The organism is Streptomyces sp. DH24 (assembly GCF_029813775.1).
GTDB lineage: Bacteria > Actinomycetota > Actinomycetes > Streptomycetales > Streptomycetaceae > Streptomyces.
On sequence record NZ_JARVKW010000011.1, the window covers coordinates 118,507 to 142,978 of the forward strand.

20 protein-coding genes and 1 pseudogene are annotated in these 24,472 nt (G+C 72.6%); 13 read left to right on the forward strand and 8 right to left on the reverse strand.

Going from position 1 to position 24,472, the window contains the following annotated elements; translation table 11 throughout:
* Positions 1 to 111 precede the first annotated feature (111 nt).
* From QC282_RS11785 to QC282_RS11805, 5 genes are all read left to right on the forward strand, one after another.
* Positions 112 to 2,499, forward strand: a complete 2,388-nt coding sequence (locus tag QC282_RS11785; RefSeq protein ID WP_279549227.1) for a nitrate reductase — start codon at positions 112 to 114, stop codon at positions 2,497 to 2,499.
* Entirely contained in the window at positions 2,496 to 2,987 is a 492-nt protein-coding gene (locus tag QC282_RS11790) for a hypothetical protein (protein ID WP_279549228.1), read from the forward strand. The genes QC282_RS11785 and QC282_RS11790 overlap by 4 nt, the downstream gene beginning before the upstream one ends.
* Before the next feature lie 99 nt (positions 2,988 to 3,086).
* Positions 3,087 to 3,851: a transcriptional regulator gene (locus QC282_RS11795; protein ID WP_279549229.1), complete on the forward strand. Its 765-nt coding sequence runs from the start codon at positions 3,087 to 3,089 to the stop codon at positions 3,849 to 3,851.
* On the forward strand, positions 3,848 to 4,825 hold the full coding sequence (locus QC282_RS11800; protein ID WP_279549230.1) for a pyridoxal-phosphate dependent enzyme: 978 nt from the start codon (positions 3,848 to 3,850) through the stop codon (positions 4,823 to 4,825). Before QC282_RS11795 ends, QC282_RS11800 begins: the two co-directional genes overlap by 4 nt.
* A gap of 169 nt (positions 4,826 to 4,994) precedes the next feature.
* Positions 4,995 to 5,351: a cupin domain-containing protein gene (locus QC282_RS11805; RefSeq protein ID WP_279549231.1), complete on the forward strand. Its 357-nt coding sequence runs from the start codon at positions 4,995 to 4,997 to the stop codon at positions 5,349 to 5,351.
* 155 nt (positions 5,352 to 5,506) lie between these two features.
* Here the strand turns inward: QC282_RS11805 and QC282_RS11810 are convergent, their stop codons facing one another.
* Together QC282_RS11810 and QC282_RS11815 are read right to left on the reverse strand one after the other, a co-directional pair.
* Positions 5,507 to 6,871 carry a VWA domain-containing protein gene (locus QC282_RS11810; RefSeq protein WP_279549232.1) on the reverse strand — a complete coding sequence of 455 codons (1,365 nt, stop codon included), beginning with the start codon at positions 6,869 to 6,871 and terminating at the stop codon, positions 5,507 to 5,509.
* Positions 6,868 to 7,728 carry a MoxR family ATPase gene (locus QC282_RS11815; RefSeq protein ID WP_279549233.1) on the reverse strand — a complete coding sequence of 287 codons (861 nt, stop codon included), beginning with the start codon at positions 7,726 to 7,728 and terminating at the stop codon, positions 6,868 to 6,870. The genes QC282_RS11810 and QC282_RS11815 overlap by 4 nt, the downstream gene beginning before the upstream one ends.
* Positions 7,729 to 8,132: 404 nt before the next feature.
* On the opposite strand from QC282_RS11815, the pseudogene QC282_RS11820 reads away from it, so the two are divergent.
* A pseudogene (locus tag QC282_RS11820) lies at positions 8,133 to 8,708 on the forward strand (alpha-L-rhamnosidase); the annotation flags it as partial.
* A gap of 47 nt (positions 8,709 to 8,755) precedes the next feature.
* On the opposite strand, the gene QC282_RS11825 reads toward QC282_RS11820, so the two are convergent.
* From QC282_RS11825 to rhaI, 6 genes are all read right to left on the reverse strand, one after another.
* Positions 8,756 to 9,424 carry a lactate utilization protein C gene (locus QC282_RS11825; protein ID WP_279549234.1) on the reverse strand — a complete coding sequence of 223 codons (669 nt, stop codon included), beginning with the start codon at positions 9,422 to 9,424 and terminating at the stop codon, positions 8,756 to 8,758.
* Positions 9,421 to 10,899 (reverse strand): LutB/LldF family L-lactate oxidation iron-sulfur protein, encoded by a 1,479-nt coding sequence (locus tag QC282_RS11830; protein ID WP_279549235.1) that lies wholly within the window; start codon positions 10,897 to 10,899, stop codon positions 9,421 to 9,423. Before QC282_RS11830 ends, QC282_RS11825 begins: the two co-directional genes overlap by 4 nt.
* Complete coding sequence (locus tag QC282_RS11835) at positions 10,896 to 11,651, reverse strand: (Fe-S)-binding protein (RefSeq protein WP_279549236.1); 756 nt, start codon at positions 11,649 to 11,651, stop codon at positions 10,896 to 10,898. The genes QC282_RS11830 and QC282_RS11835 overlap by 4 nt, the downstream gene beginning before the upstream one ends.
* Positions 11,652 to 11,721: 70 nt before the next feature.
* Positions 11,722 to 13,173 carry a rhamnulokinase gene (locus QC282_RS11840; protein WP_279549237.1) on the reverse strand — a complete coding sequence of 484 codons (1,452 nt, stop codon included), beginning with the start codon at positions 13,171 to 13,173 and terminating at the stop codon, positions 11,722 to 11,724.
* Positions 13,174 to 13,178: 5 nt separating this feature from the next.
* Complete coding sequence (locus tag QC282_RS11845; RefSeq protein ID WP_279549238.1) at positions 13,179 to 15,218, reverse strand: bifunctional aldolase/short-chain dehydrogenase; 2,040 nt, start codon at positions 15,216 to 15,218, stop codon at positions 13,179 to 13,181.
* 114 nt (positions 15,219 to 15,332) lie between these two features.
* Positions 15,333 to 16,493: an L-rhamnose isomerase gene (rhaI, locus tag QC282_RS11850; RefSeq protein WP_279549239.1), complete on the reverse strand. Its 1,161-nt coding sequence runs from the start codon at positions 16,491 to 16,493 to the stop codon at positions 15,333 to 15,335.
* 262 nt (positions 16,494 to 16,755) lie between these two features.
* Between rhaI and QC282_RS11855 the strand changes: the two genes are divergently transcribed.
* The 7 genes from QC282_RS11855 to QC282_RS11885 all read left to right on the forward strand — a co-directional run bounded on the left by QC282_RS11855 (position 16,756) and on the right by QC282_RS11885 (position 24,396).
* The gene (locus QC282_RS11855; RefSeq protein ID WP_279549240.1) at positions 16,756 to 18,273 is read left to right on the forward strand and encodes a sugar ABC transporter ATP-binding protein; all 1,518 of its coding nucleotides are present in this window, start codon (positions 16,756 to 16,758) and stop codon (positions 18,271 to 18,273) included.
* Positions 18,270 to 19,310 carry an ABC transporter permease gene (locus tag QC282_RS11860; protein ID WP_279549241.1) on the forward strand — a complete coding sequence of 347 codons (1,041 nt, stop codon included), beginning with the start codon at positions 18,270 to 18,272 and terminating at the stop codon, positions 19,308 to 19,310. The genes QC282_RS11855 and QC282_RS11860 overlap by 4 nt, the downstream gene beginning before the upstream one ends.
* A complete protein-coding gene (locus tag QC282_RS11865) occupies positions 19,303 to 20,307 on the forward strand; it encodes an ABC transporter permease (RefSeq protein WP_279549242.1) in 1,005 nt (334 codons plus the stop codon). The genes QC282_RS11860 and QC282_RS11865 overlap by 8 nt, the downstream gene beginning before the upstream one ends.
* 83 nt (positions 20,308 to 20,390) lie before the next feature.
* Complete coding sequence (gene rhaS / locus QC282_RS11870; RefSeq protein WP_279549243.1) at positions 20,391 to 21,473, forward strand: rhamnose ABC transporter substrate-binding protein; 1,083 nt, start codon at positions 20,391 to 20,393, stop codon at positions 21,471 to 21,473.
* A gap of 64 nt (positions 21,474 to 21,537) precedes the next feature.
* Positions 21,538 to 21,858 (forward strand): L-rhamnose mutarotase, encoded by a 321-nt coding sequence (locus tag QC282_RS11875; protein ID WP_279549244.1) that lies wholly within the window; start codon positions 21,538 to 21,540, stop codon positions 21,856 to 21,858.
* Between the two features lie 12 nt (positions 21,859 to 21,870).
* Positions 21,871 to 23,283: a BNR repeat-containing protein gene (locus QC282_RS11880; protein ID WP_279549245.1), complete on the forward strand. Its 1,413-nt coding sequence runs from the start codon at positions 21,871 to 21,873 to the stop codon at positions 23,281 to 23,283.
* 87 nt (positions 23,284 to 23,370) lie between these two features.
* Positions 23,371 to 24,396 (forward strand): LacI family DNA-binding transcriptional regulator, encoded by a 1,026-nt coding sequence (locus QC282_RS11885; RefSeq protein WP_279549246.1) that lies wholly within the window; start codon positions 23,371 to 23,373, stop codon positions 24,394 to 24,396.
* The last annotated feature ends 76 nt before the right edge of the window (positions 24,397 to 24,472 follow it).

A 24,472-nucleotide genomic window follows, 5' to 3' on the forward strand; every position in this document is an offset into this window, starting at 1 on the left:
CGGGGCACCGACAACGGCCCGCCGCGCGAGGCCGCAGGGTGCGCCCGGGTGCGCCGGCAAAGCGGTGGGGTACCCGGGCGTCCGACCCGTCCGGCGGAGGAGTGGTGCCCCGTGGCCGAAGCACGTATCGACAACCCCTGGGGCGAGCGCACGCCGTACGGCCCCGGCACGGTCTGGCCGGCCCGCACCGACACGCACCTCGCGGCCGGGCTCACCGAGGCCGACGTGGAGCGCTGGGTGCCGTCGGCCTCGGTGCTGCACTCCAACGGCGACGCCATGGACATCGCCGTACGGCAGGGCCGCATCGTCGGCGTCCGGGGCCGGGCCGCGGACCGCGTGAACCGGGGACGGCTCGGCCCGAAGGACCTCTACGGCTGGCAGGCGAACCACTCCCCGGACCGGCTGACCAGGCCGCTCGTGCGCGACGGCGGGCGCCTGGTGGAGTGCGACTGGGACACGGCCATGAACCGGATCGTGAACCGCTCCCGGGAACTGCTGGACGAGCGGGGCCCCGGCTCGATCGGCTTCTACACCACCGGCCAGCTGTTCCTCGAGGAGTACTACACCCTCGCCGTCCTGGCCCGCGCCGGCATCGGCACCAACCACCTGGACGGCAACACCCGGCTGTGCACGGCCACCGCGTCCGAGGCCCTGAAGGAGACCTTCGGCTGCGACGGACAGCCCGGCTCCTACGAGGACGTCGACCACGCCGACACGATCGCCCTGTTCGGACACAACATGGCCGAGACGCAGACCGTGCTGTGGGCGCGGGTCCTGGACCGCCTCGCCGGCGACGACCCGCCCGCGCTGCTCTGCGTGGACCCGAGGCACACGCGCGTGGCCCAGCGTGCCGACGTCCATCTCGCCCCGCGCGCGGGCACGAACGTCGCCCTGCTCAACGCGCTGCTGCACGAGATCATCCGCACCGGCCGGACCGACCGGGACTACGTCGACGCGCACACGGTGGGCTTCGACGAACTCGCCGCGGCCGTCGAACCGTGCACGCCGCGCTGGGCCGCGGGCATCTGCGACGTGCCGGCCGCCGAGATCGAGCGGGCGGCGGACCTGCTCGGCGGCGCGCGGCGGCTGCTGTCGACCGTCCTGCAGGGCGTCTACCAGTCGCACCAGGCCACCGCCGCCGCCGTCCAGGTCAACAACCTGCACCTGATCCGCGGCATGCTGGGCCGCCCCGGCTGCGGCCTGCTCCAGATGAACGGCCAGCCCAGCGCGCAGAACACCCGCGAATGCGGCGCCAACGGCGACCTGCCCGGCTTCCGGAACTGGCAGAACGACGCGCACGTCGCCGAGCTGGCCGAGGTGTGGAACGTCGAGCCGGAGACCATCCCGCACTACGGGCCGCCCACCCACGCGATGCAGATGTTCCGCTACGCCGAGCAGGGCTCCCTCGGCATGCTGTGGATCTCCGGCACCAACCCGGCCGTGTCCCTGCCGGAACTGCACCGCATCCGCTCGATCCTCACGCAGGAGCGGCTGTTCGTGGTCGTGCAGGACCTGTTCCGCACGGAGACCGCCCAGCTCGCCGACGTGGTGCTGCCGGCGGCGACCTGGGGCGAGAAGACCGGCACCCTCACCAACACGGACCGCACCGTGCACCTGTCGGAGAAGGCCGTCGAACCGCCGGGCGAGGCCCGCCCGGACCTCGACATCTTCCTGGACTACGCGGCCCGCATGGACTTCCGCGACAAGGACGGCGGCCCGCTGATCGGCTGGCACGACCCCGAGTCGGCGTTCCGGGCATGGCAGCGGTGCAGCGCCGGGCGCCCCTGCGACTACACGGGGCTGAGCTACGACCGGCTGCGCGACGCCGGCGGCATCCAGTGGCCGTGCACCGAGGACGCCCCCGGCGGCACCGCGCGCCTCTACACGGACGGCATCGACCACGCCCACCCCGACGTCTGCGAGAGCTACGGCAAGGACCTGGTCACCGGGGCGTCCGTGGAGGTGGTCGAGTACCGCTCCCTGAACGCCGGTGGGAAGGCGGTCCTCAAGGCCGCCGAGTACGTCCCGCTCCACGAGGACACCACCCCGGACCACCCCCTCCAGATGATCACCGGCCGTACCGTGTACCACTTCCACACCCGCACCAAGACCGGCCGCGCCCCCGAACTGAACGCCGCCGCCCCCGACGTGTGGGCCGAGATGTCCCCCGCGGAGGCCGCCCGGCAGGGGCTCGCCGACGGGGACCTGGTCCGGATCGGCACCCCGCGCGGTTCGGTGCGGGCCAGGCTGAGGCTCACCGCCATCCGCGACGGCATGGTCTTCCTGCCGTTCCACTACGGCTACTGGGACACCCCCGAGGGCCACGGCCCGCCCGAACACGGCGGCGGCCGGGCGGCCAACGAGGGCACCGTCACCGACTGGGACCCGGTGTCCAAGCAGCCCCTGTTCAAGACGTGCGCGGCCCGCGTCACCCTCCTCGCCCGCCGCGCCGACCCCGGCGAGGACGCCCGCGGCACGCGCGAGGGAGGCACGGCATGACCGGCATCGCCCTCACCCTGCGCGCCCTGCACGACGGCGAACGCGGCCTGGAGCGCGACCTGTTGGCCGCCGCCGAGCGGCACCGCGCCGACCACGAGATCCACCACGTCCTGACCGATCTCGCCCGCTGGTCAGGCGAGCACAGCACCGCGCTGGCCGAGACGGGCCGGGCCCACGGCCTCGACCTCGCCGGCGCGCGGGACGACGCGTCGCCCGGTGTCCTCGGCGTGCTGCGCGAGAAGGCGGCCGAGGCGTTCGGCCGGCGCCCGGAGGCGGGCCTGCTGCTCCTGCGGGACCTGACGGACCTGCACCTGGCCGCCGCGCGCAACTCCCTGCACTGGGAGATGCTCGCCCAGGCCGCGCGGGCCACCCGGGACGACCGCCTCCTCGGCCTGGCCGGCTCCTGCCACCCGCGGACGCTCCGGCAGATGCGCTGGACCAACACCATGATCAAGGAACTGTCGCCGCAGCTGCTCACCAGCGTGTGACCCGAGCGGTCCCCGTCGGCCGATTCGATCGATTGGACTGTTCGTCCAGCCGTTGGACGTGTAGTCTAAGGATCAGTCGGGCGGGCGGCAGGGGACGGGATGAACGTGGAACGTGCTGTGGACGGCGAGCGGGACGCGATCCTCGCCGCCCTGCGTCCCGTCGTCGACGGGCTGGCGGCGACCTTCGGCCCCGTCTGCGAAGTCGTCCTGCACGACTACCGCCGGCCCGAGCAGTCCGTGGTCGCCGTCGCCGGCTCGGTCACCGGGCGGGCCGTGGGCGGCGCGATGAGCGAGATCGGCATGCGCGTGCTGGCCCACGGCGACGACGCGGGCGACGACCTCAACTACCTGACGCGGACGCAGGACGGCACCCCGGTGAAGTCGTCCACGATGGTCCTGCGGGACTCGACGGGCACCGTCTTCGGCGCCCTCTGCGTCAATCTCGACGTCGGTGCCGTCACCCGCGCCCACGACCTGCTCGGCGCGCTCGCGGGTGTCGCCGCCGCCCCCGCCGAACTGCCGGTCACCACCTTCGGCGACGACATCGACGCCGTGGTCGACGCCATCGTGGACACCCACCGGTCGCGCCAGGACGGGAGCTGGGCGGAACTCGACCGCGACCGGCGCCTGGAGCTGTTCCGCGCCCTGGACGCGCGCGGTGTCTTCGCCGTACGCCGCGCCGTCGAGCACGTCGCGACCCGGCTCGGCATCTCCCGCGCCTCCGCCTACAGCTACCTGGCCCGGGCGCGGACCGCCGGGCAGGACGAGGAAACCGACCGGAGAACGACCGGGACAGCAGACCGGAAAACAGTCCGGGGAACCCCCAAGGCGAGCGACACCACCACTGCCGGAGGACACGCGTGACGACCACGACCCCGCCCGTCACCCTCGACGACGTCCGTGCCGCGGCCGCCCGGCTCAAGGGCGTCGCCCACCGCACCCCCGTCCTGCGCTCCCGCACCCTGGACGCGCTCGTCGGCGCCGAAGTCCACCTCAAGTGCGAGAACTTCCAGCGCGTCGGCGCGTTCAAGTTCCGCGGCGCCTACCACGCGGCCTCCCGGCTGACCCCGGAGCAACTGACCAGAGGCATCGCCGCCTACTCGTCCGGCAACCACGCCCAGGCCGTCGCCCTGGCCGCCCGCGAACTCGGCAGCGCCGCCGTCATCGTCATGCCCGAGGACGCCCCGCCGTCCAAGCGGGACGCCACCGCCGGCTACGGCGCCGAGATCGTCACCTACGACCGCTACAGCGGGGACCGCGTCGCCATCGCCGAGGCCCTCGCCGCCGAACGCGGCCTCACCCTCATCCCGCCCTACGAACACCCGCACGTCATCGCCGGACAGGGCACCGCCGCCCTCGAACTCCTCGAAGAAACAGGCGAGTTGGACGCCCTCGTCGCACCGGTCGGCGGCGGCGGGCTGATCGCCGGAAGCGCCACGGCGGCCAAGGCACTGCACCCCGGCATCCGGGTGATCGGCGTCGAGCCCGAGGCCGGGGACGACACCAAGCGTTCGCTGGAGGCGGGCCACCGCGTCAGCATCCCCGTCCCGCGCACCATCGCCGACGGCCAGGCCCTGCACATCCCCGGCGAGCTGACGTTCTCCGTCAACCGGCGGCTCGTCGACGCCGTCGCCCTCGTGTCGGACGACGAGATCCGCGCCGCCATGCGCTTCGCCTTCGAACGCCTGAAGATCGTCCTGGAGCCGAGCGGCGCCACCCCGCTGGCCGCGCTGCTCAGCGGTCGCGCGGGCCCGCCGCCGCGCCGAATCGGCGTGATCCTGTCCGGCGGCAACATCGACACGGAACGCTTCGCCCGGCTGTGCGCCCCCGACGCGTGACCGCGACCGGCGCCCCCGGCCCCGCAGGCCCCGCCGCCGTCCCCCGTATGGCGGTCCCGGGTTGACGGGCGGAGGATGAAGTGGTGGGGCAGGGTTACCGCCGGGCCACCTCAGGCAGACGGAGACCGGCCCCCGGCCGTACCCAACACGGCCGGAAAGGAGGAGCGTCATGTTCGAGGTGAAGACGCTCGACAAGCCCGACGAGCGGCGGGACTTCCCCAGCGGCCACCTGGAGGCCGTCCACATGTCGGGCCTGGACTTCGCCGTCGCCACGTTCGAGCCGGGCTGGCGCTGGTCGGAGTCCGTGGCACCGATCGCGGGCACCGAGAGCTGCCAGGTCCATCACAACGGCTACGTCGTCCAGGGCCGCCTGCACATCCGCATGGACGACGGCGCCGAGGGCGAGGTCGGCCCCGGTGACGTGTTCGTGTGCGCGCCCGGTCACGACGCCTGGGTCGTCAGCGACGAACAGGTGATCGTGTACGACTTCGCGGGCGGCATGGCACAGGAATACGCGAAGGCGTGATGCCCCGGGACGGCAGGTGAGCGAACAGCGCCCGGGCCGACCACGGCCCGGGCGCGACCGGGCCACCCGGCCGTGGCCGGGCGGCCCCCACCGGCCATCACGGCGCGACAGCCCTGACACCGGGGGCAGCCGGCTCACACCGGGGGGCAGCCGGCTCACACCGGGAGCAGCCGGGAGACCAGGGCGCCGAGCCGGCGCGCGTTGCGGCACTCGTGCATCTCGACCAGTTCGGCGTAGTCGGGCGCGGCGGAGTCTCCCGTGCCCCACAGGGAGCCCGGCTCCGGGTTCAACCAGTAAACGCGACGGGCCCGTTCGGCGATCTGCCGGAGGGCCGGCAGGTTCGGGTCGCTGTGGTTGGTGCGGGCGTCGCCCAGCACGAACACCGTGGTGCGCGGGCCGACGGCGGCGCCGTACCGCTCGGCGAACTCGCCCAGTGCCGTGCCGTAGTCGCTGCTGCCGTGCCGGCCCGTCAGCGTCGCCTCAGCCCGGATGCGGGCGCCGAGCCCTTCCGGGTCGGCCGTGCCGTGCACGAGGAGACCGGTCACCTCGTCGATCCGGTTGACGAAGGCGAACACCCGCACCTTGCTGAACTGGTCGTGCAGCGCCTGCACCAGCAGCATCGTGAAGTCCGAGAAGCCGGACACCGAGCCGGACACGTCACACAGCAGCACCAGTTCGGGCCGGGCCGGACGACGCCGGCGCAGCACGGGACGCATCGGCACCCCGCCCGTCGACAGCGACCCCCGCAGGGTGCGCCGCAGGTCGATGGAGCCGCGCGACGCCCGCCGCCGGCGTGCCGCGAGCCGGGTCGCGAGCTTGCGGGCCAGCGGCTGGACCGTTCTGCGCAGTTCCGCCAAATGGGCCTTTCCGGCGAGCAGGAAGTCCACCCGGTCCGGAGTCGGTGCCACCGCACGCCGGGCGATCTCGTCCCGGCCGCGCCGCTCGGCGACCCGCCTGCGGGCCTCCGCGCCCACCATCCGCCGGAAGGCCTCGATGCGCCGCCGGATCTCGTCCTCCAGCAGCCGGTCGGTGAACCCGGGGCTCGCGTTCCCCGCCCGGACCGTGTCGCGGACGCGGGCCAGCAGCGTCTGCGGCCGGAGCCGGTCCAGGGTCTGGTACGACGACCAGCCGTCCGATCCCGGCGAGGAGCCGTAGCCGCCGAAGCCGTCGACCGCCTCGGCGGCCAGTCGCTCCAGCAGCGCCCGGTCGTCGTCGGCGAGCGCCGCCGCGAGCCGGTCCCGCAGTTCCTCGCGGCCCGCCGGCTCGCCGTCCGGGCCGCCGACACCCCGCGGGAAGTACAGGTCGAAGACCGGGTCGAACACCCGCCGCTGGTCCGGCGTGTGCAGCAGCGTCGCGGCCAGCCCCTCCCGCAGCAGCTCGCGGTCCGCCAGACCCAGCGCCGTCACCGCGCGCGCCGCGTCCACCGTCTCGCCCGTGCCGACGCGGACGCCGTGCGCGCGCAGCGCCCCGACGAGCGACGTCAGCCGCTCGGCGACATCACCCGGCACGGGCCCGGTCACACGGCGTCCAGGTCGAGCTTGGCGGCGGCCTTGAGGACGTCGTCCTGGTGCTTGAGGACCACGCCGAGGCTGTCGCGCACCACGGACTCGTCCAGCCGGTCGGCGCCGAGCGCGAGCAGGGTGCGCGCCCAGTCGACGGTCTCGGCGACCGACGGCGCTTTCCGCAGGTCCATGGCCCGCAGCGCGCCGACCACCCGGACCACCGACGCGGCCAGCGCCTCGTCCAGGCCCGGCACCTTCAGCCGGACGATCCGCCGCTCCAGTTCCTCGTCCGGGAAACCGATGTGGAGGAACAGGCAGCGGCGGCGCAGCGCCTCCGACAGTTCACGGCTCGCGTTGGAGGTCAGCACGACGAACGGGCGGCGCGCGGCGGTGATCGTGCCGAGCTCCGGGACGGTGACCTGGAAGTCGCTGAGCACCTCCAGCAGCAGGCCCTCGATCTCGACGTCCGCCTTGTCGGTCTCGTCGATGAGGAGGACCTTCGGGTCGTCGCCGCGAATCGCGGTCAGCAGGGGGCGCGCGAGCAGGAACTCCTCGCTGAAGATGTCCGTCCGGGCCTCGTCCCACGTCTCGTCGCGGCCCGCGCTGATGCGCAGCAACTGCTTGGCGTGGTTCCACTCGTAGAGCGCGCGGGACTCGTCGACGCCCTCGTAGCACTGGAGCCGGACGAGGCGGGCGTCGGCCACCCGCGCGACGGCCTTCGCGAGTTCCGTCTTGCCGACGCCGGCGGGTCCCTCCACCAGCAAGGGCTTACCGAGGCGGTCGGCCAGGAAGACGGTGGTGGCGACGGCGGGCGACGCGAGGTAGCCGGTCTCCGCCAGGCGCGCGGAGACGTCGTCGACGGAAGTGAACAGCAACAGGGCCTCCAGGTCGGCGCGATACCCAGAGGGCTATCCAAGCGCTTGTTCACCCCGCTGTCACGAGGAATCCGCCACGGTCGCGCCGGACGAACGCGGCGCGGACGTCTCCCGCCGCCGCGCCCCGGGCCGGCGGTCCCGGCGGTCCCGGCCGTGGGCGTCGCGGTCCCGCCCCTCGGAGCGTCACGGCTGCGGCGACCGCGAACGGCCCCGCCCAACACTGGGAAGAAGAGGCCATTCCGTTTTTGAACGGTTTCAATGCCGCATGCTCACTGGGCGGAAGTGTGGGTACCTGAAAGGCAATTGGACTGCCCAACCCATGGACAGGTGCCATGTCTGCGACGAGCTTCGGGCGGCGATCGAGCTGAATCGATACAACTCCCGAGCGGCCGAAGGGACACGGCATGAATGACGGAGTCGACAGCACGGGGAACAGGGGCGTACGGCGCAGGGCGGTGCTCACCACCGCCGTCGGCGTCGTACCGGTCGCCCTCGCGGGCGGTGTCGCCTCGGGCGGCCCGGCAGCGGCGGCGCCGGCCTCGGACCGCACCGCGGTGACCGGCCTCACCGTGGAACACCGCACCGACCCGCTCGGCGTGGACGCCGCATGGCCGAGATTCGGCTGGCGCAGGAGTCGCCGGTACGCGGTCGACGGCAGACCGCATACCGCATCCTGGTGGCCTCCTCGCCCGACCGGCTGCGTGGTCGCCGCGCCGACGTGTGGGACAGCGGACGCGTCGACTCGCCCCGACTCGGTCGCGGTCCGCTACGCGGGCGGCGCCCTGTGCGCCTCCACCCGCTCCTACTGGACCGTCAGGGTGTGGGACGAGCACGGCGACGAGGTCCCCGGCGCCCCGACCGCCCTGTTCGAGACGGGCCTGATGAGCACCGACGGCGTCTCCGGCTGGGACGGCGCCCGCTGGATCACCATGGCCGGCAAGAAGGCCAACAGCGCCGGAGCGCCCCTGCTGCGCCGACAGGCGGGATTTTCGGACGGCACGGCCACGTACCGTCTGCCGTCCGGGCGTTACGAGGTGACGTCCGTGCTCGGCTGACCGCTCACCAGCACCACCTCCAGGGTGCGCGGACCGTGCACCCCCTCGACCCGGTCCAGTTCGATGTCGCTGGTGGCCGACGGCCCCGAGATCCAGGTCAACGGGCGGGCCGGGTCGAGGCGTTCGAGGGCCCGGGGGACGGAGGAGACCACCTGGTCCGGCACCCGTACGACGCAGATGTGGTGGTCGGGGACGAGACTGATGCGGCGGCGGCCCTGGTCCGGGCCGCCGTCCAGCACGATGGTGCCGGTCTCGGCGATCGCCACCGCGCACCCGGTGACCACGCTGTCCACCCGGTCGAGTTCGTCCGCCGTGCTCTCCGCCCGGTCCGGGACCCGCTCGGCGTCCGCCGCCGCCGTCCAGGCGGGATCGAGGCCCGGCGGGACGAGCACCGTCCGCGCGCCCCGCGCGGCCAGCAGCCCCGCGATCGTCGCGGGCAGGTCGTCCGCCGTGCAGCGGTGCACGACCGCCCGGTAGTCCGCCAGGTTCCCGGCGAGCAGACCGGCCGTCTCCGCCACGGTGCGCTCGCCGTGCTCCCGCAGGTAGTCGCGGTCCACGGCCCGCTCGTACGAGGGCTCGTCGCGCGGCACGTCCGCGAGCGCGCGCCGCACCCGGCCCAGGATGCGTTCCCTGCTGCTCACTTCACGTCCTTCTTTCCACCGTCCGTACGCTGCCACCAGTCCCGGAACGGCTCCGCGGGCACCGCCGGAACGTCCCGGGAGTCCGTCCACGCCCGGCCGGGGCCCGGCAGCGTGCGCGGCACGAGGCGGCGGCCCCGGGAGGCGAGGCGCTGACCGGCGCGCAGCGCGCCCGGCCGGGTGAGTGTCCAGCGGGCCGCCCTGATCGCGGCCCGCTCCGCCGCGTGCCCCTTGGCGGGCTTCAGGACGACCTTGTTCCCGTCGCGCGTGACCTGCCCGCCCTGCACGACCCGTTCCCGCAGGTGCACCAGCACCTCGGGGATGTCGATGGCGACCGGGCACACCTCGTAGCAGGCGCCGCACAGGGACGAGGCGTACGGCAGCGAGGCGTCGATCTCGCTCTGCGTGCCCCGCAGTTGCGGGCTGAGGATCGCGCCGATGGGGCCCGGGTAGACCGAGCCGTAGGCGTGGCCGCCCGCCCGCTCGTACACCGGGCAGACGTTGAGGCAGGCCGAGCAGCGGATGCAGCGCAGGGCCTGGCGGCCGACCTCGTCGGCGAGGGTGTCGGTGCGGCCGTTGTCCAGCAGCACCAGATGGAAGGTGCGCGGGCCGTCGCTGTCGGTGGTGCCGGTCCACGTCGAGGTGTACGGGTTCATGCGCTCGGCCGTCGAGGAGCGGGGCAGGGTCTGCAGGAACACCTCCAGGTCCCGCCAGGTCGGCACGATCTTCTCGATGCCGACCACGGAGATCAGCGTCTCGGGCAGCGTCAGGCACATCCGGCCGTTGCCCTCGGACTCCACGACGACGAGCGTGCCGGTCTCGGCGACCATGAAGTTGGCGCCGGAGACGCCGACCTTGGCGCGCAGGAACTTCTCCCGCAGGTGCAGGCGGGCCGCCTCGGCGAGTTCGGCGGGCGTGTCGGTCAGGCCGTCCGGGGCGGGCCGGCCCCACTCACCCATCTCGGTGCGGAAGATGTCGCGGATCTCACCGCGGTTGCGGTGGATCGCCGGGACCAGGATGTGCGAGGGCCGGTCCTTGCCCAACTGCACGATGAGCTCGGCGAGATCGGTCTCGTAGGCGCGGATGCCCTCGGCCTCCAGCGCCTCGTTCAGGCCGATCTCCTGCGTGGCCATCGACTTGACCTTGACGACCTCCGACTCGCCGGTCTCCTTGACGAGGCCGGCGACGATCCGGTTGGCCTCCTCGGCGTCGGCGGCCCAGTGCACGATGCCGCCGGCCGCCGTCACCGTCTCCTCCAGCCGCACGAGGTACTGGTCGAGATGGCGGAGCGTGTGGTCCTTGATCCGCTTGCCCGCCTCGCGCAGCGCCGCCCAGTCGGACAGCTCCGCGACCGCGTTCGCCCGCTTGGCGCGGATGGTGTGCGTCGCGTGCCGCAGGTTGCCGCGCAGCGTCGCGTCGTGGACGGCCTCGTGCGCGGCCTTCGGGAAGGCCGGCATGCCGACGAACGTTCCACTCATGGGGCCGGTTCCTCCTTGGTGCTCGCCAGGATCTCCGCCAGGTGCACCGGCCGCATGCCGGTCCCGAGGCGGGTCATCGTCCCGCCGATGTGCATGAGGCACGAGTTGTCGGCGGCGCACAGCACGTCGGCGCCGGTCGACTCGGCGTTGCGCACCTTGTCGGTGCCCATCGCCGCCGAGACGTCCGCGTTCTTCAGGGCGAAGGTGCCGCCGAACCCGCAGCACTCCTCGGCGCCCGGCAACTCCACCAGCTCCAGCCCCTCCACGGCCTCCAGCAGCCGCCGCGGACGCTCGCCCAGTCCGAGACCGCGCAGCCCGTGACAGGTCGGGTGGTAGGTCACCCGGTGCGGGTAGTACGCGCCGACGTCGGTCACCCCCAGCACGTCCACCAGGAACTCCGTCAGCTCGTACGTCTTCGGGACCACGGGCGCCAGCGTCCTGGCCAGCGAGTCGCCCCGGCCCTCGGCCCGCGCCCGCTCGCCCATCCGCGGATACAGCTCCCGCACCATCGCCCCGCAGGAGCCGGACGGCGTCACGATCGCCTCGTAGCCGCCGAACACCTCGGCGAAGTGCCGGGCCATCGGCTCGGTCTCGTGCCGGTACCCGGTGTTGTAGTGCGCCTGACCGCAGCAGGTCTGCGCCATCGGGAAGTCGACCTCGACGCCCAGTCTGGTCAGCAGTTTCACCACGGCGCGCCCGGTGTCCGGATAGAGCGTGTCGTTGACGCAGGTCAGGAACAGGGCGACACGCATCGCGGCTCCTTGGTCGTTGATCATCGGATGGGTGCAGATTAGTCCCGGCCCGGGGGCCGGGCAGGGCCCGTCACGACCCGGCGAGCCGGGCCTGCGCGGCCCGCCACCGCGCGGTGCCGCCGCGCGGCTCGTACCGGGTGAGCGGCTGGGTCCGGGTGAGCAGGTCCCGCATCCCGCCGAGGTCGCCGACCAGTCCGTCGGCGCGGGCCTGAACGAGCACGTTGCCCAGCGCGGCGGCCTCCGTCGGACCCGCCACCACCGGCAGCCCGCAGGCGTCGGCGGTGAGCTGGCACAGCAGCGCGTTGCGCGTGCCGCCCCCCACCACGTGCACGACGTCGACCTCCCGCCCGGCGAGCCGCTGCGCGTCCTGGACCGCCCTGCGGTGCGCGAGGGCGAGGGAGTCGAGGATGCACCGGGTGACCTCGGCGGGGGAGTGCGGCACCGGCTGCCCGGAGGCCCGGCAGGCCCCGGCGATCCGCTCCGGCATCCGGCCGGGCGCGAGGAACGCCGCGTCGCCCGCGTCCACCACGGACCGCAGCGCCGGCACCTTGGCCGCGTCCAGCAGCAGCCCGCCGAGATCCGGCTCGCCCCAGGCCCGTACGCACTCCTGGAGCAGCCACAGGCCCATGATGTTCCGCAGATAGCGGACCGTGCCGTCCAGCCCCAGCTCGTTGGTGAAGTTGGCGGCCCGGCTCTCCTCCGTGAGCACCGGCGCGTCCAGCTCCAGGCCGACCAGCGACCAGGTGCCGGTGCAGATGTACGCGAACCGCTCCCGCACGGCGGGGACGGCGGCCACCGCGGACGCCGTGTCGTGCGAGCCGACCGCCGTCACCGGCACGGGGCCGGTCAGCCCCGTCTCCTCCAGCACCTCCGGCCGCAGCTCACCCGCCGCGTCGCCGGGCTGTCTGAGCGGTGCGAACAGGCCGAGGTCGATCCCGAGCCGGTCGGCGACGCCGTGCGCCCAGTCACGGGTGCGCGGGTCGATCAGCTGGGTCGTCGAGGCGTTGGTGAGCTCCGTGCCCTGCTCGCCCGTCAGCCAGTACGTCAGCAGGTCGGGCACCAGCAACAGCCGCCGGGCCTGCGCGAGCCGGGCCGTGGCGCGGGCGGCCGTCAGCTGGTACAGGGTGTTGAACGGCGCGTACTGCAGACCGGTCGCCGCGTACAGCTCCGCAGCGGGCACGGTCGCCCACACCTTCTCAGCGACGCCCTCGGTGCGGTCGTCGCGGTAGTGCACGGGGTTGCCGAGCAGCGCCCCGTCCGCGTCCAGCAGCCCGTAGTCCACCGCCCAGCTGTCGATGCCGACCGAGTCGAGCCGCCCGCCGCCCAGGGCACCGGCCCTCCGCAGCCCGTCGAGGACACCCGCGTACAGCCCGAGGACGTCCCAGCGCAGCCCCTCGGGCAGCCGGACGGGCCGGTTCGGGAAGCGGTGGGCCTCCGACAGCTCCAGCGTGTCGGGGCCGGCGCGGCCGACCATGACACGCCCGCTGGACGCGCCGAGGTCGACCGCGGCGTACGACTTCACGCCCGTCACCGCAGGAACGCGGCGGCGACGCCGGCGTCGACCGGGACGTGCAGGCCGGTGGTGTGCGTCAACTCGCCGCCGGTCAGCGCGAACACGGCGTTCGCCACGTGCTCCGGCAGCACCTCGCGCTTGAGCAGGGTGCGCTGTGCGTAGAACTCGCCCAGCTTCTCCTCCGGCACCCCGTACACGGCGGCGCGCTGCGCGCCCCAGCCGCCCGCGAAGATCCCGGAGCCGCGCACGACGCCGTCCGGGTTGACGCCGTTGACGCGGATGCCGTGCTCGCCCAGCTCGGCGGCCAGCAGCCGCACCTGGTGGGCCTGGTCGGCCTTGGTGGCCGAGTAGGCGATGTTGTTCGGGCCGGCGAAGACCGCGTTCTTGGAGGCGATGTAGACGATGTCGCCGCCCAGGCCCTGCGCGGTCATCACGCGGGCCGCCTCGCGCGAGACGAGGAAGGAACCGCGCGCCATGATGTCGTGCTGGAGGTCCCAGTCCTTCGCTGAGGTCTCCAGCAGCGGCTTGGAGATGGAGATCCCGGCGTTGTTCACGACGAGGTCGACACCGCCGAACGCCAGCACGCCCGCCCGGAACGCCGCGCGGATCTGCTCCTCGGAGGTGACGTCCACGGTCACGGCGACGGCCTTGTCCGGGCCGCCCAGCTCCTCGGCCACGGCAGCGGCGTTCTCGCCGTTCAGGTCCGCGACGACGACGCAGGCGCCCTCCGCGACGAGTCGCTGCGCGATGGCCCGGCCGATCCCGCTGCCCGCGCCGGTCACCAGCGCGACGCGCGTCGCCAGCGGCTTCGGCTTGGGCATGCGCCGGAGCTTGGCCTCCTCCAGCGCCCAGTACTCGATGCGGAACTTCTCCGACTCCTCGATCGGCGCGTACGTGGAGACCGCCTCGGCGCCCCGCATCACGTTGATCGCGTTGACGTAGAACTCGCCGGCCACCCGCGCGGTCTGCTTGTCCTTGCCGAAGCTGAACATGCCGACGCCCGGGATCAGCACGATCGCCGGGTCGGCGCCGCGCATCGCGGGGGAGTCGGGCTCGGCGTGCCGCTCGTAGTAGGCGGCGTACTCCTCGCGGTACGCGGCGTGCAGTTCCTTCAGGCGGGCGACGGCCTCGTCCAGCGGCGCCGTCGGCGGCAGGTCCAGCACCAGCGGGCGGACCTTGGTCCGCAGGAAGTGGTCCGGGCAGGACGTGCCGAGCGCGGCCAGCCGCGGGTGCTCGGCGCGCGCCACGAAGTCGAGGACCGGCTCGGAGTCGGTGAAGTGCCCGACCTGCGGCCGGTCCTGCGAGGCGACGGCCCGGACGTACGGCGCCAGCGCCGCGGCCCGCTCCCGGCGCTCGGTCTCGGGCAGCGGCTCGTAGCCCTCGATGACCGGCCCGAACGGCTCCGGCCTGCCCCGCTCGGCGAGGAACCGCTCGGCGGTACGGATGATGTGCAGCGAGTTGCGCTCGCACTCCTCGGAGGTGTCGCCCCAGGCGGTGATGCCGTGCCCGCCCAGGACGCAGCCGACGGCCCGCGGGTTGGCCTCCTTCACCGCGGCGATGTCCAGCCCCAGCTGGAAACCGGGCCGCCGCCACGGCACCCACACCACCGAGTCCCCGAAGCACTCGGCGGTCAGCTTCTCGCCGTCCGCCGCGCAGGCCAGGGCGATCCCGGAGTCCGGGTGCAGGTGGTCGACGTGCGCGGCCTCGACGAGACCGTGCATCGCGGTGTCGATGGACGGGGCCGCGCCGCCCTTGCCGTGCAGGCAGTAGTCGAACGCGGCGACCATCTCGTCCTCGTGCTCCACGCCGGGGTAGACGTCCTTCAGCGCCCGCAGCCGGTCGAGCCGCAGCACGGCCAGGCCCGCCTCGGTGAGCGTCCCGAGGTCGCCCCCGGACCCCTTGACCCACATCAGTTCCACGTCACCTCCCGTCACGGGGTCGGTGTCGGTGCCCTTCGCGGACGCGTTGCCGCCGGCGTAGTTGGTGTTCCGCGGGTCGGCACCGAGCCGGTGCGAACGGGCGAGGAGGGCGGCGGCTTCGGGATGGGTGGTCATGACTTCAGTCCTTGGGAGAGAGACGTACTGGGCAGCGCCCCGGAAGGGGCGCGGAAAACCGCGCGACGAGCCACGAGCGACCCGCGGCCGGGCACGCACCGGTCACGGGGACGCCTACGCCCCCCATCCGGCCTGCTGTCCGCCGACCCGCTCGGCCACGATCTTCTCGGCCCACCCGCACCGCCGGTACGCCCCCATGGGATCGGGGTCGAGACCCATCTCCTCGCGCACCTCGGCGAGCAGCGGCCGCACATCCGTGTTGTACGCGTCCATCAGCACGGCGTTGGCCTCCAGCACGTCCCCGGAGGCCTGCGCGGCGGACAGCGCGTCCCGGTCGACGAGCAGCGCCTTCGCCGTGGCCTCCTGCACGTTCATCACCGACCGGATGATCGCCGGGATCTTCGCCTCGATGTTGTGGCACTGGTCGAGCATGAACGCGACCTGAGGCGAGAACCCGCCGCCGCGCACCACCTCGTACATGATCCGGAACAGCTGGAACGGGTCGGCGGCACCGACCATCAGGTCGTCGTCGGCGTAGAAGCGCGAGTTGAAGTCGAACCCGCCGAGCTTGCCCTCCCGCAGCAGCGTGGCCACGATGAACTCGATGTTCGTGCCGGGCGCGTGGTGCCCCGTGTCCACGACGACCTGCGCCTTCGGGCCCAGCTTCAGGCAGTGCGCGTAGGCCGTGCCCCAGTCGGGCACGTCGGTCGAGTAGAACGCCGGCTCGAAGAACTTGTACTCCAGCAGCATCCGCTGGCCGTCGCCGAGCCGCTCGTAGACCTCGGCCAGGCCTTCGGCCAGCCGGTCCTGCCGGGAGCGGATGTCGTCCTGGCCGGGATAGTTCGTGCCGTCCGCGAACCACAGCTTCAGGTCCGTCGAACCGGTCGCGTCCATGATGTCGACGCACTCCAGCAGATGGTCGACGGCCTTGCGGCGCACCGCCGCGTCCGGGTGGCAGATGCTGCCCAGCCTGTAGTCGTCGTCCTGGAAGGTGTTGGAGTTGATCGCGCCCAGCTTCACGCCGCGCTTCTTGGCGTACTCGGCGAGCGCCGCGTAGTCCTCGACCCTGTCCCACGGGATGTGCAGGGCGACCGTCGGGGCGACGCCCGTGAACTCGTGGACCTTCGCGGCGTCCGCCAGTTTTTCGAACGGGTCGCGGGGCACGCCCTGCTGCGCGAACACCTTGAAGCGGGTCCCCGAGTTCCCGTACGCCCACGACGGCGTCTCTACTGCCTGGGTCTTGAGGGCGGCCTTCACCGCGCTGAGCTCGGTCACTGCGGGGCTCCTGTGACGTCGGGTCGTAACGACCATGGGTGAAACGATTCAGAATGGGAAACTATGAGGCCGCCCAAGGGGTGTCAAGCCTTGTGGTCAAGACCGGTCGTCGTCACGGGGATGAGACGTGGGCCTATCGAAACTTTTTCGACCCGGACCCATTGACGTGACGCGGCCCTGCTGCCTAACGTCCCGGCAACCGAGTTGAAACCTTTCACGACGCCGTGACGGCCGTCCCGGACGGCGTTGTCGAGGAGCCCCCATGACCCACCCGTCCGACACGGGTCCGGCCCCGGTTCTCGCGCTCAGGGACGTCTCCAAGTCCTTCGGCGCGGTCCGCGCCCTGCGGGACGTCTCCCTGGAGCTGTTCCCCGGGGAGGTGCACGCCCTGGCAGGCGAGAACGGCGCCGGAAAGTCGACCCTGATCAAGACCCTCGCCGGGGTGCACAGGCCGGACGCCGGCCAGGTGCTGCTCGACGGCGAGCCGGTCGTCTTCCACGGCCCCGGCGACGCGCGCGACGCCGGCATCGCCGTCATCTACCAGGAGCCGACGCTCTTCCCCGACCTGTCGATCGCCGAGAACATCTTCATGGGCCGCCGGCCCCGGCGCGCCCTCGGCCGCATCGACCACCGGGCCACCCACGGGGCCACCCTCGCCCTGATGCGGCGGCTCGGTGTCGAACTCGACCCCGACCGGCCCGCGCGCGGCCTGTCCATCGCCGACCAGCAGATCGTGGAGATCGCCAAGGCGCTGTCCTTCGACGCCCGCGTCCTGATCATGGACGAGCCGACCGCCGCCCTCACCGGCAGCGAGGTGGCCCGCCTCTTCGGCGTCGTCCGCACGCTGCGGGAGCAGGGCGCCGCGGTGCTGTTCATCTCCCACCGCCTGGAGGAGATCTTCGCCCTGTGCGCACGGGTCACGACCCTGCGCGACGGCGCCCGGATCGCGAGCGAGCCCCTAGACGGCATGACCGAGGACGACCTCGTGCGCCGCATGGTCGGCCGTGACCTCGCCGAGCTGTATCCCAAGCAGCACGTCAGCCCCGGCGAGGTCGCCCTGAGCGTGCGCCGGCTCACACGGGAGGGCGTGTTCACCGACGTCTCCTTCGACGTGCGGCGCGGCGAGATCGTCGGCCTCGCCGGACTCGTCGGCGCCGGCCGCACCGAGGTCGCCCGTGCCGTGTTCGGCATCGACCGCCACGACGCCGGCGAGGTCCTGGTGAACGGCAAGGCCCTCGTCAACGGCGCCCCGTCCACCGCGATGGCCGCCGGACTCGCCCTGGTCCCCGAGGACCGGCGCGCCCAGGGCCTCGTGATGGACATGTCCATCGAGCGGAACATCGGCCTCACCGGACTGCGCTCGACCGTGCGGGCCGGGCTGATGGACCGCGCCGCCGAGCGCAGCCGCTCCCTCGACTGGGCCGTGAAGCTGCACGTCAAGTACGCCAGGATCGCCGACGCAGTCTCCACGCTGTCCGGCGGCAACCAGCAGAAGGTCGTCCTCGCCAAGTGGCTCGCGACCCGCCCCGAGGTGCTGATCGTGGACGAGCCGACCCGCGGCATCGACGTCGGCACCAAGGCCGAGGTGCACCGGCTGCTGAGCGAGCTCGCCGCCGACGGCGTGGCCGTCCTGATGATCTCCTCCGACCTGCCCGAGATCCTCGGCATGGCCGACCGCGTGCTGGTGATGCACGAGGGCCGGCTGGCCGCCGAGATCCCGCGCTCCGAAGCCACCGAGGAAACGGTGATGGCCGCAGCCACGGGGAGGGCCGCCGCATGACGGTGACCGCTCCCGACCAAGCCCCCGTCGCCGAGGTGCCCAAGTCCGGCGGCACCCGGCTCGTCGACCGCGTCTTCAAAATGCGCGAACTCGCCATCGGCGTCGTGTTCCTGGTGATGATCGCCGTCACCCAGGCCGGCAACAGCGAGTTCCTGTCCGAGCAGGGCATCAAGGACCTGCTGCTGAACGCGACCATCCTTGTCCTGGTCGCCACCGGCCAGTCCCTGGTCGTCATCACCCGCAACGTCGACCTGTCGGTCGGCTCCACGCTCGGCATCAGCGCCTTCGCCGCCGGCACCTACCTCCAGGGCGGCGGCAACTCCGTCGCGGCCATCCTGCTCGCCGTGCTGACGGGTGTCGGCTTCGGCCTCCTCAACGGCCTGCTGGTCAGCCTCGGCCAGGTACCCGCGCTCGTCGTCACCCTCGGCACGCTCTACATCATCCGCGGCATCGACTCCATCTGGGTCGGCTCCCGCCAGATCACCGCGGCCGACCTGCCCGGCGGATTCGTGGACTTCGGCTCCGGCGGCGTCTCGGCGGTGCCGTACCTGGCGCTGATCGCCCTCGCCGTGCTGGTGGCGACCGCGTACTACCTCAAGCACTACGGCAGCGGACGCGAGCTGTACGCGCTGGGCTCCAACCCCGAGGCCGCCCGGCTCGCGGGCATCCCGGTCCGCAGGCGGATCCTCGCCGCGTACACCTTCTGCGGCGCGCTCGCGGGCCTCGCCGGCGCGATGTACCTGGCCCGGTTCGGCAACGTCGACTCCGGCACCGGCACCGGCTACGAACTCACGGTCGTCAGCGCGGTCGTGGTCGGCGGCGTCGTCTTCACCGGCGGCTCCGGCAGCGTCTACGGCGCCGCGCTCGGCGCGCTGCTGCTCACGTCCGTCAACAGCGTGCTGCCCGCACTCGGCGTCAGCTCCGTGTGGGTGCTCGCCATCAACGGCATCCTGCTCATCCTCGCCATCGCGGTCGACCGGATCGTCGCGGTGCGCGTGGCCGCCGCCCTGAAGAAGAGGAACGCCCGCCATGGCTGACTCCGCATTCGCGCGCGCCGTCCGCCGGTCCGCCTCGCCGAGGTGGGACGGTGCCGTCGGCGCCCTCCTCGTCGTGGTCCTGCTGTTCTCCTTCGGCTTCGTCGACGGCTTCGGCAACGCGCTCAACCTGTCGTTCCTGATCGGCAACACCCTGCCGATCGCGCTCGTCGCCCTGCCCATGACGATGCTCGTGGTGTCCGGGGAGATCGACCTGTCGGTGGCGTCCACGGCCGGTCTGTCGGGCGCCGTCATGGGCGCCCTGTGGAACCAGGGCATGGCCATCGAGACGATCATCCCGGTCTGCCTGCTGCTCGGAGTGGTCTGCGGTCTGGTCAACGGGCTGCTGGTGACCCGGCTCGGACTGCCGTCCCTCGCGGTCACCATCGGCACCCTCGCCGCCTACCGGGGCATCGCGCAGATCGTGCTCGGCTCCGACGCGGTCACCGACTTCCCCGCCGCCTACCTGGACTTCGCGTCCGGACGCGTCGGCGACACCTTCGTCCCGTACGCGCTGCTGCCCTTCCTGGCGCTGCTCGCCGTCGCCGTCGTCGCCCTGCACGCCACCCCGTTCGGGCGGTCGCTGTTCGCGATCGGCGCCAGCGAGGAGGCGGCGCGGTTCGCCGGCATCCGCGTCAGGCGGCAGAAGCTGATCCTGTTCACACTGACCGGCCTGATGGCCTCCCTCACCGGCGTCTTCTGGGCCCTGCACTACGCCAGCGCCCGCTACGACAACGCCACCGGCCTCGAACTGTCCGTCGTCGCCGCGGTGCTGCTGGGCGGCATCGACTTCGACGGGGGCAAGGGCACGCTCGGCGGCGCGATCGCCGGGGTGTTCCTGCTGGGCGCCCTGCAGAACGTGATGAGCCTGCGGGACGTCTCCGCGCAGTCGCAGATCGTCGTCACGGGGGTGCTGCTCGTGCTCTCCGTGCTCGGTCCGCGGGTGGCCCGCCAGATCGCCGTGGCGCGGGCCGGCCGCAGAGCCCAGGCCCCCGGCTGAGCCCGTCCGCACGGCAGCACACCGCACCAGCCCCGCGCCCTCACGGGCGCTTCCACCCGCCTCGTCGACAAGGAACCCCCGTCATGCGCAAGTCGTCCCTCCGCCGCACTTGTGCGGCCCTCGCCGCCGTCACCTCCCTCGCCCTCGCCGCGACCGCCTGCGGCGGCACCACCAAGGAGGACGTCGGCAAGGAGAGCGCCGCGAACGCCTCGGGCGGCAAGGCCGACCCGAACGCGGCACTGAAGAAGGGCCTGACCGTCGGCTTCCTGCCCAAGCAGGTCAACAACCCGTACTTCACCACCGCCGACAAGGGCGGCGAGAAGGCCCTGAAGGAACTCGGGTCCACGTTCAAGGAGGTCGGCCCCTCCAGCGGCACCGACACCTCGGGCCAGGTGTCCTACGTCAACACGCTCACGCAGCAGCAGGTCGACGCGATGGCCGTCTCCGCGCAGGACCCCGGCGCCCTGTGCACCGCGCTCAAGCAGGCGATGAGCAACGACATCAAGGTCGTCACCTACGACTCCGACACCAAGCCGGAGTGCCGCAACGCCTTCGTGTCGCAGGCCTCTTCGGAGGACCTGGGGCGCACCCAGATCCAGCTGCTCGCCGAACAGATCGGCTACCGGGGCGAGATCGCGATCCTGTCCGCCGCGCAGACCGCGACGAACCAGAACGCCTGGATCGAGTTCATGAAGGACGAGCTCAAGGACCCCAAGTACAAGGACATGAAGCTCGTCAAGGTCGCCTACGGCGACGACGACGCCCAGAAGTCCTTCCAGCAGACCCAGGGCCTGCTCCAGGAACACCCGCAACTGAAGGGGATCGTCTCCCCGACCACGGTCGGCATCAAGGCCGCCGCCCAGTACCTGTCGGGCTCCAAGTACAAGGGCAAGGTCAAGCTGACCGGCCTCGGCACCCCCAACGACATGCGCAAGTACGTGAAGAACGGCACGGTCGAGGCGTTCGAGCTGTGGGACCCGGCCAGGCTCGGCGAACTCGCCGCGCGCACCGCCGTCGCCCTGGTCTCCGGGCAGATCACCGGCAAGGAGGGCGAGACCTTCACGGCCGGCGGCATGGGCGAGTACACCATCGGCAAGGACGGGGTGATCAGCCTCGGCAAGCCGACCGTGTTCGACGCGAAGAACATCGACCGCTTCGACTTCTGACCCACGCCCCGGGCCCCGTGGCCCCGTCGACCCGTCCCGACTTCCCGCCAAGGAGCGGTACTTCATGCAGCGCGTCTGTTTCCTGCTCAAGGTCCGCGAGGACCGGATCGCCGAGTACCGCGCACGGCACGCCGCCGTGTGGCCGGAGATGCGCGCGGCGCTCTCCGCCACCGGCTGGCACAACTACTCGCTCTTCCTGCGCGACGACGGCCTCCTCGTCGGCTACCTGGAGACCGAGGACTTCGAGGCCGCGAAGGCCGGCATGGAGGCCACCGAGGTCAACGCCCGCTGGCAGGCCGAGATGGCGCCGTTCTTCGAGGCCCTCGACGGCACCCGCCCGGACGAGGCCATGAAACCGCTCACCGAAGTGTTCCACCTCGCCTGACAAGGGGCTCCGATGAGACGACGCACACTGCTGGCCGGCACGGCCCTCGCCACCGTCGCCGGCGCCGGCACCGCCCGGGCCGCGGGACCCGGCCCCTCGGTCACCCGCATCGCGCGCACCACGCTCGACAGCCGGGCGATCTACTTCGTGTCCTACGACGGACTGGTCAACAACAACTCCTTCCAGAAGAACGGCCTGCTGACCCACAAGGGCCACCAGTACGCGGCCTGGTACACCGCCGACCGCAACGCCGTCGTCGCCCGCCGCGCGCTGGGCGCGAGCACCTGGCAGACCGTCAGGGTCGGGCACACCCTGCGCTACGACGACTCGCACAACGTCATCTCCATGGGCGTGTCCCGTACCGACGGCCGCCTGCACCTCAGCATGGACTCGCACAGCGACGGCTTCACCTACGTCAAGTCCGCCGCCGGGCTCCTGGACAACCCCACGGGCCTGAGCTGGACCGCGAGCCGCTTCGGCGCCCCGCAGTCCACCCTGGACGGTCTCGCGCTCACCACGCAGTTCACCTACCCGCAGTTCGTCGCCACCCCCGAGGGCAGGCTCCAGCTCAGCTACCGCGCCGGCGTGTCCGGCAACGGCCGCAACGCGCTGGCCGAGTACGACGGCACCCGCTGGACCGCGCTGGGGGAGTGGACCGGCTCCACCGGCACGTACACGAGCGAGCACGGCTCCTCGACCGCCCGCAACATGTACCTGCACGGCATCGACTACGACCGCGCCGGCCGGCTGCACGCCTTCTTCACCTGGCGCGAGCAGAACAGCGCGGTCATGTGCCACAGCGGCGGCATCACCAACCACGACACCGGCTACGTGTACTCCGACGACCGGGGCCGCACCTGGCGCAACGCCGCCGGAACCGTCGTCGCGGTCACGGGCGGCGCCGACAAGGTGTCCGTCGACGACGCCGGGCTCGTCGTCGACCCGCTGAACCCGGACCACTCCCTGATGAACCAGGAGAGCCAGTTCACCGACTCGGCGGGCCGGCCCCACGCGATCATCAGCTACGTCCCGGGCCGCTTCGGGCAGTGCACGACGAACTACGTCGCCGACCGCACCGCGAACGGCCGCGCCTTCCACCTCCGCCGCAACGCCTCCGGCGGCTGGCAGAAGACGGAGATCCCGGTCCCGCTCAACTCCAGCCAGCGCACCAAACTGATCCTGGACCGCCACGACAACGCCTACGCGGTCTTCCCGTACGGCCGCATCGCCGGCGCGTCCGCGGCCTCCGGGCACACCGACTGGCGGCTGCTGTACGACGGCGCCGGTCTGAACGCCTTCGGGGAGGTCGTGGTCGACGAGACCCGCGTCGCCCAGGACGGCGTGCTGTCGGTGATGTACCAGGAGCGGTCCAGCGGCACCACCCCTTCGCCGCTGCACGTCGTGGACTTCCGGCTGCCCGCCTGACCGTGCCTTTCCCGGGCGGCATGACGGTAATGTGAAGGCCTTCCGGCCGCCCCTCGCTTCCCAGCTCGACCTGGAGGTCCCTGCCCGATGGCCCAGTCGGTGGGTATCAAGGACGTCGCCCGCGCCGCCGGAGTCTCCGTGGGCACGGTCTCCAACGTGATCAACCGCCCGGACACCGTCGCCACCGAGACCCGGGCGCGCGTGCTGTCCGCGATCGACCGGCTGGGCTACGTCCGCAGCGAGTCCGCGCGGCAGCTCCGCGCGGGCCGCAGCCGGATCATGGGCCTGCTCGTCCTCGACATGGGCAACCCGTTCTTCGTGGACGTGGCCCGCGGCGCCGAACGGGCCGCCCGGGAGGCCGGGCTCGGCGTGATGGTCTGCAACAGCGCCCAGAACGCCGGGGAGGAGGCCGAGTACCTGTCGCTGTTCGCGGAGCAGCGGGTGCGGGGCGTGCTGCTCACCCCGGCCGAGGCCACCGGCCGGAACATCGCCGCGTTCCGCCGGCACGGCATCCCGTTCGTCCTCGTGGACCGGGTCGCCGAGGGCGCCACCGAGTGCTCCGTCTCCGTCGACGACGTGGCGGGCGGCGCGCTCGCCGTCCGCCACCTGGTGGACGCCGGACACCGCTCCATCGCCTACGTCAGCGGCCCGCCCGGACTGAACCAGGTGCGCGACCGCCGCATCGGCGCCCTGAACGCGCTCGCCGAGGCCGGTCTCGGGCCCGACGCGCTGCGCGAGCTGCCCACCGAGCGCCTCGACGTCGCCGCGGGCCGCGACGCCGGCGCCCGCCTGCTGGGCCTCGCGGACCGGCCGACGGCCGTGTTCTGCGCCAACGACCTGCTCGCCCTCGGCGTGCTGCAGGCCATGTACGCGGCCGGCGTCGGTGTCCCCGACGACCTCGCCATCGTCGGCTACGACGACATCGAGTTCGCCGCCGCCGCGGCCGTCCCGCTCACCTCCGTCCGCCAGCCCGCCGTCACCATGGGCGCCATGGCCGCCGAGCTGCTGCTGGAGGAGACCGAGTCGGAGGGCGCGGCCACCCCTCACGAGCACCGCCGGGTGGTGCTCCGGCCGGAGCTGGTGGTCCGCCGCTCCAGCCTGTCCGCCCGCTGACGCGTTCCACAGGACTTCAGGACTTCACGATCCCTGGGGGCGAGGACCGCGAGGCTGTGTGCTGAACTGGGACACG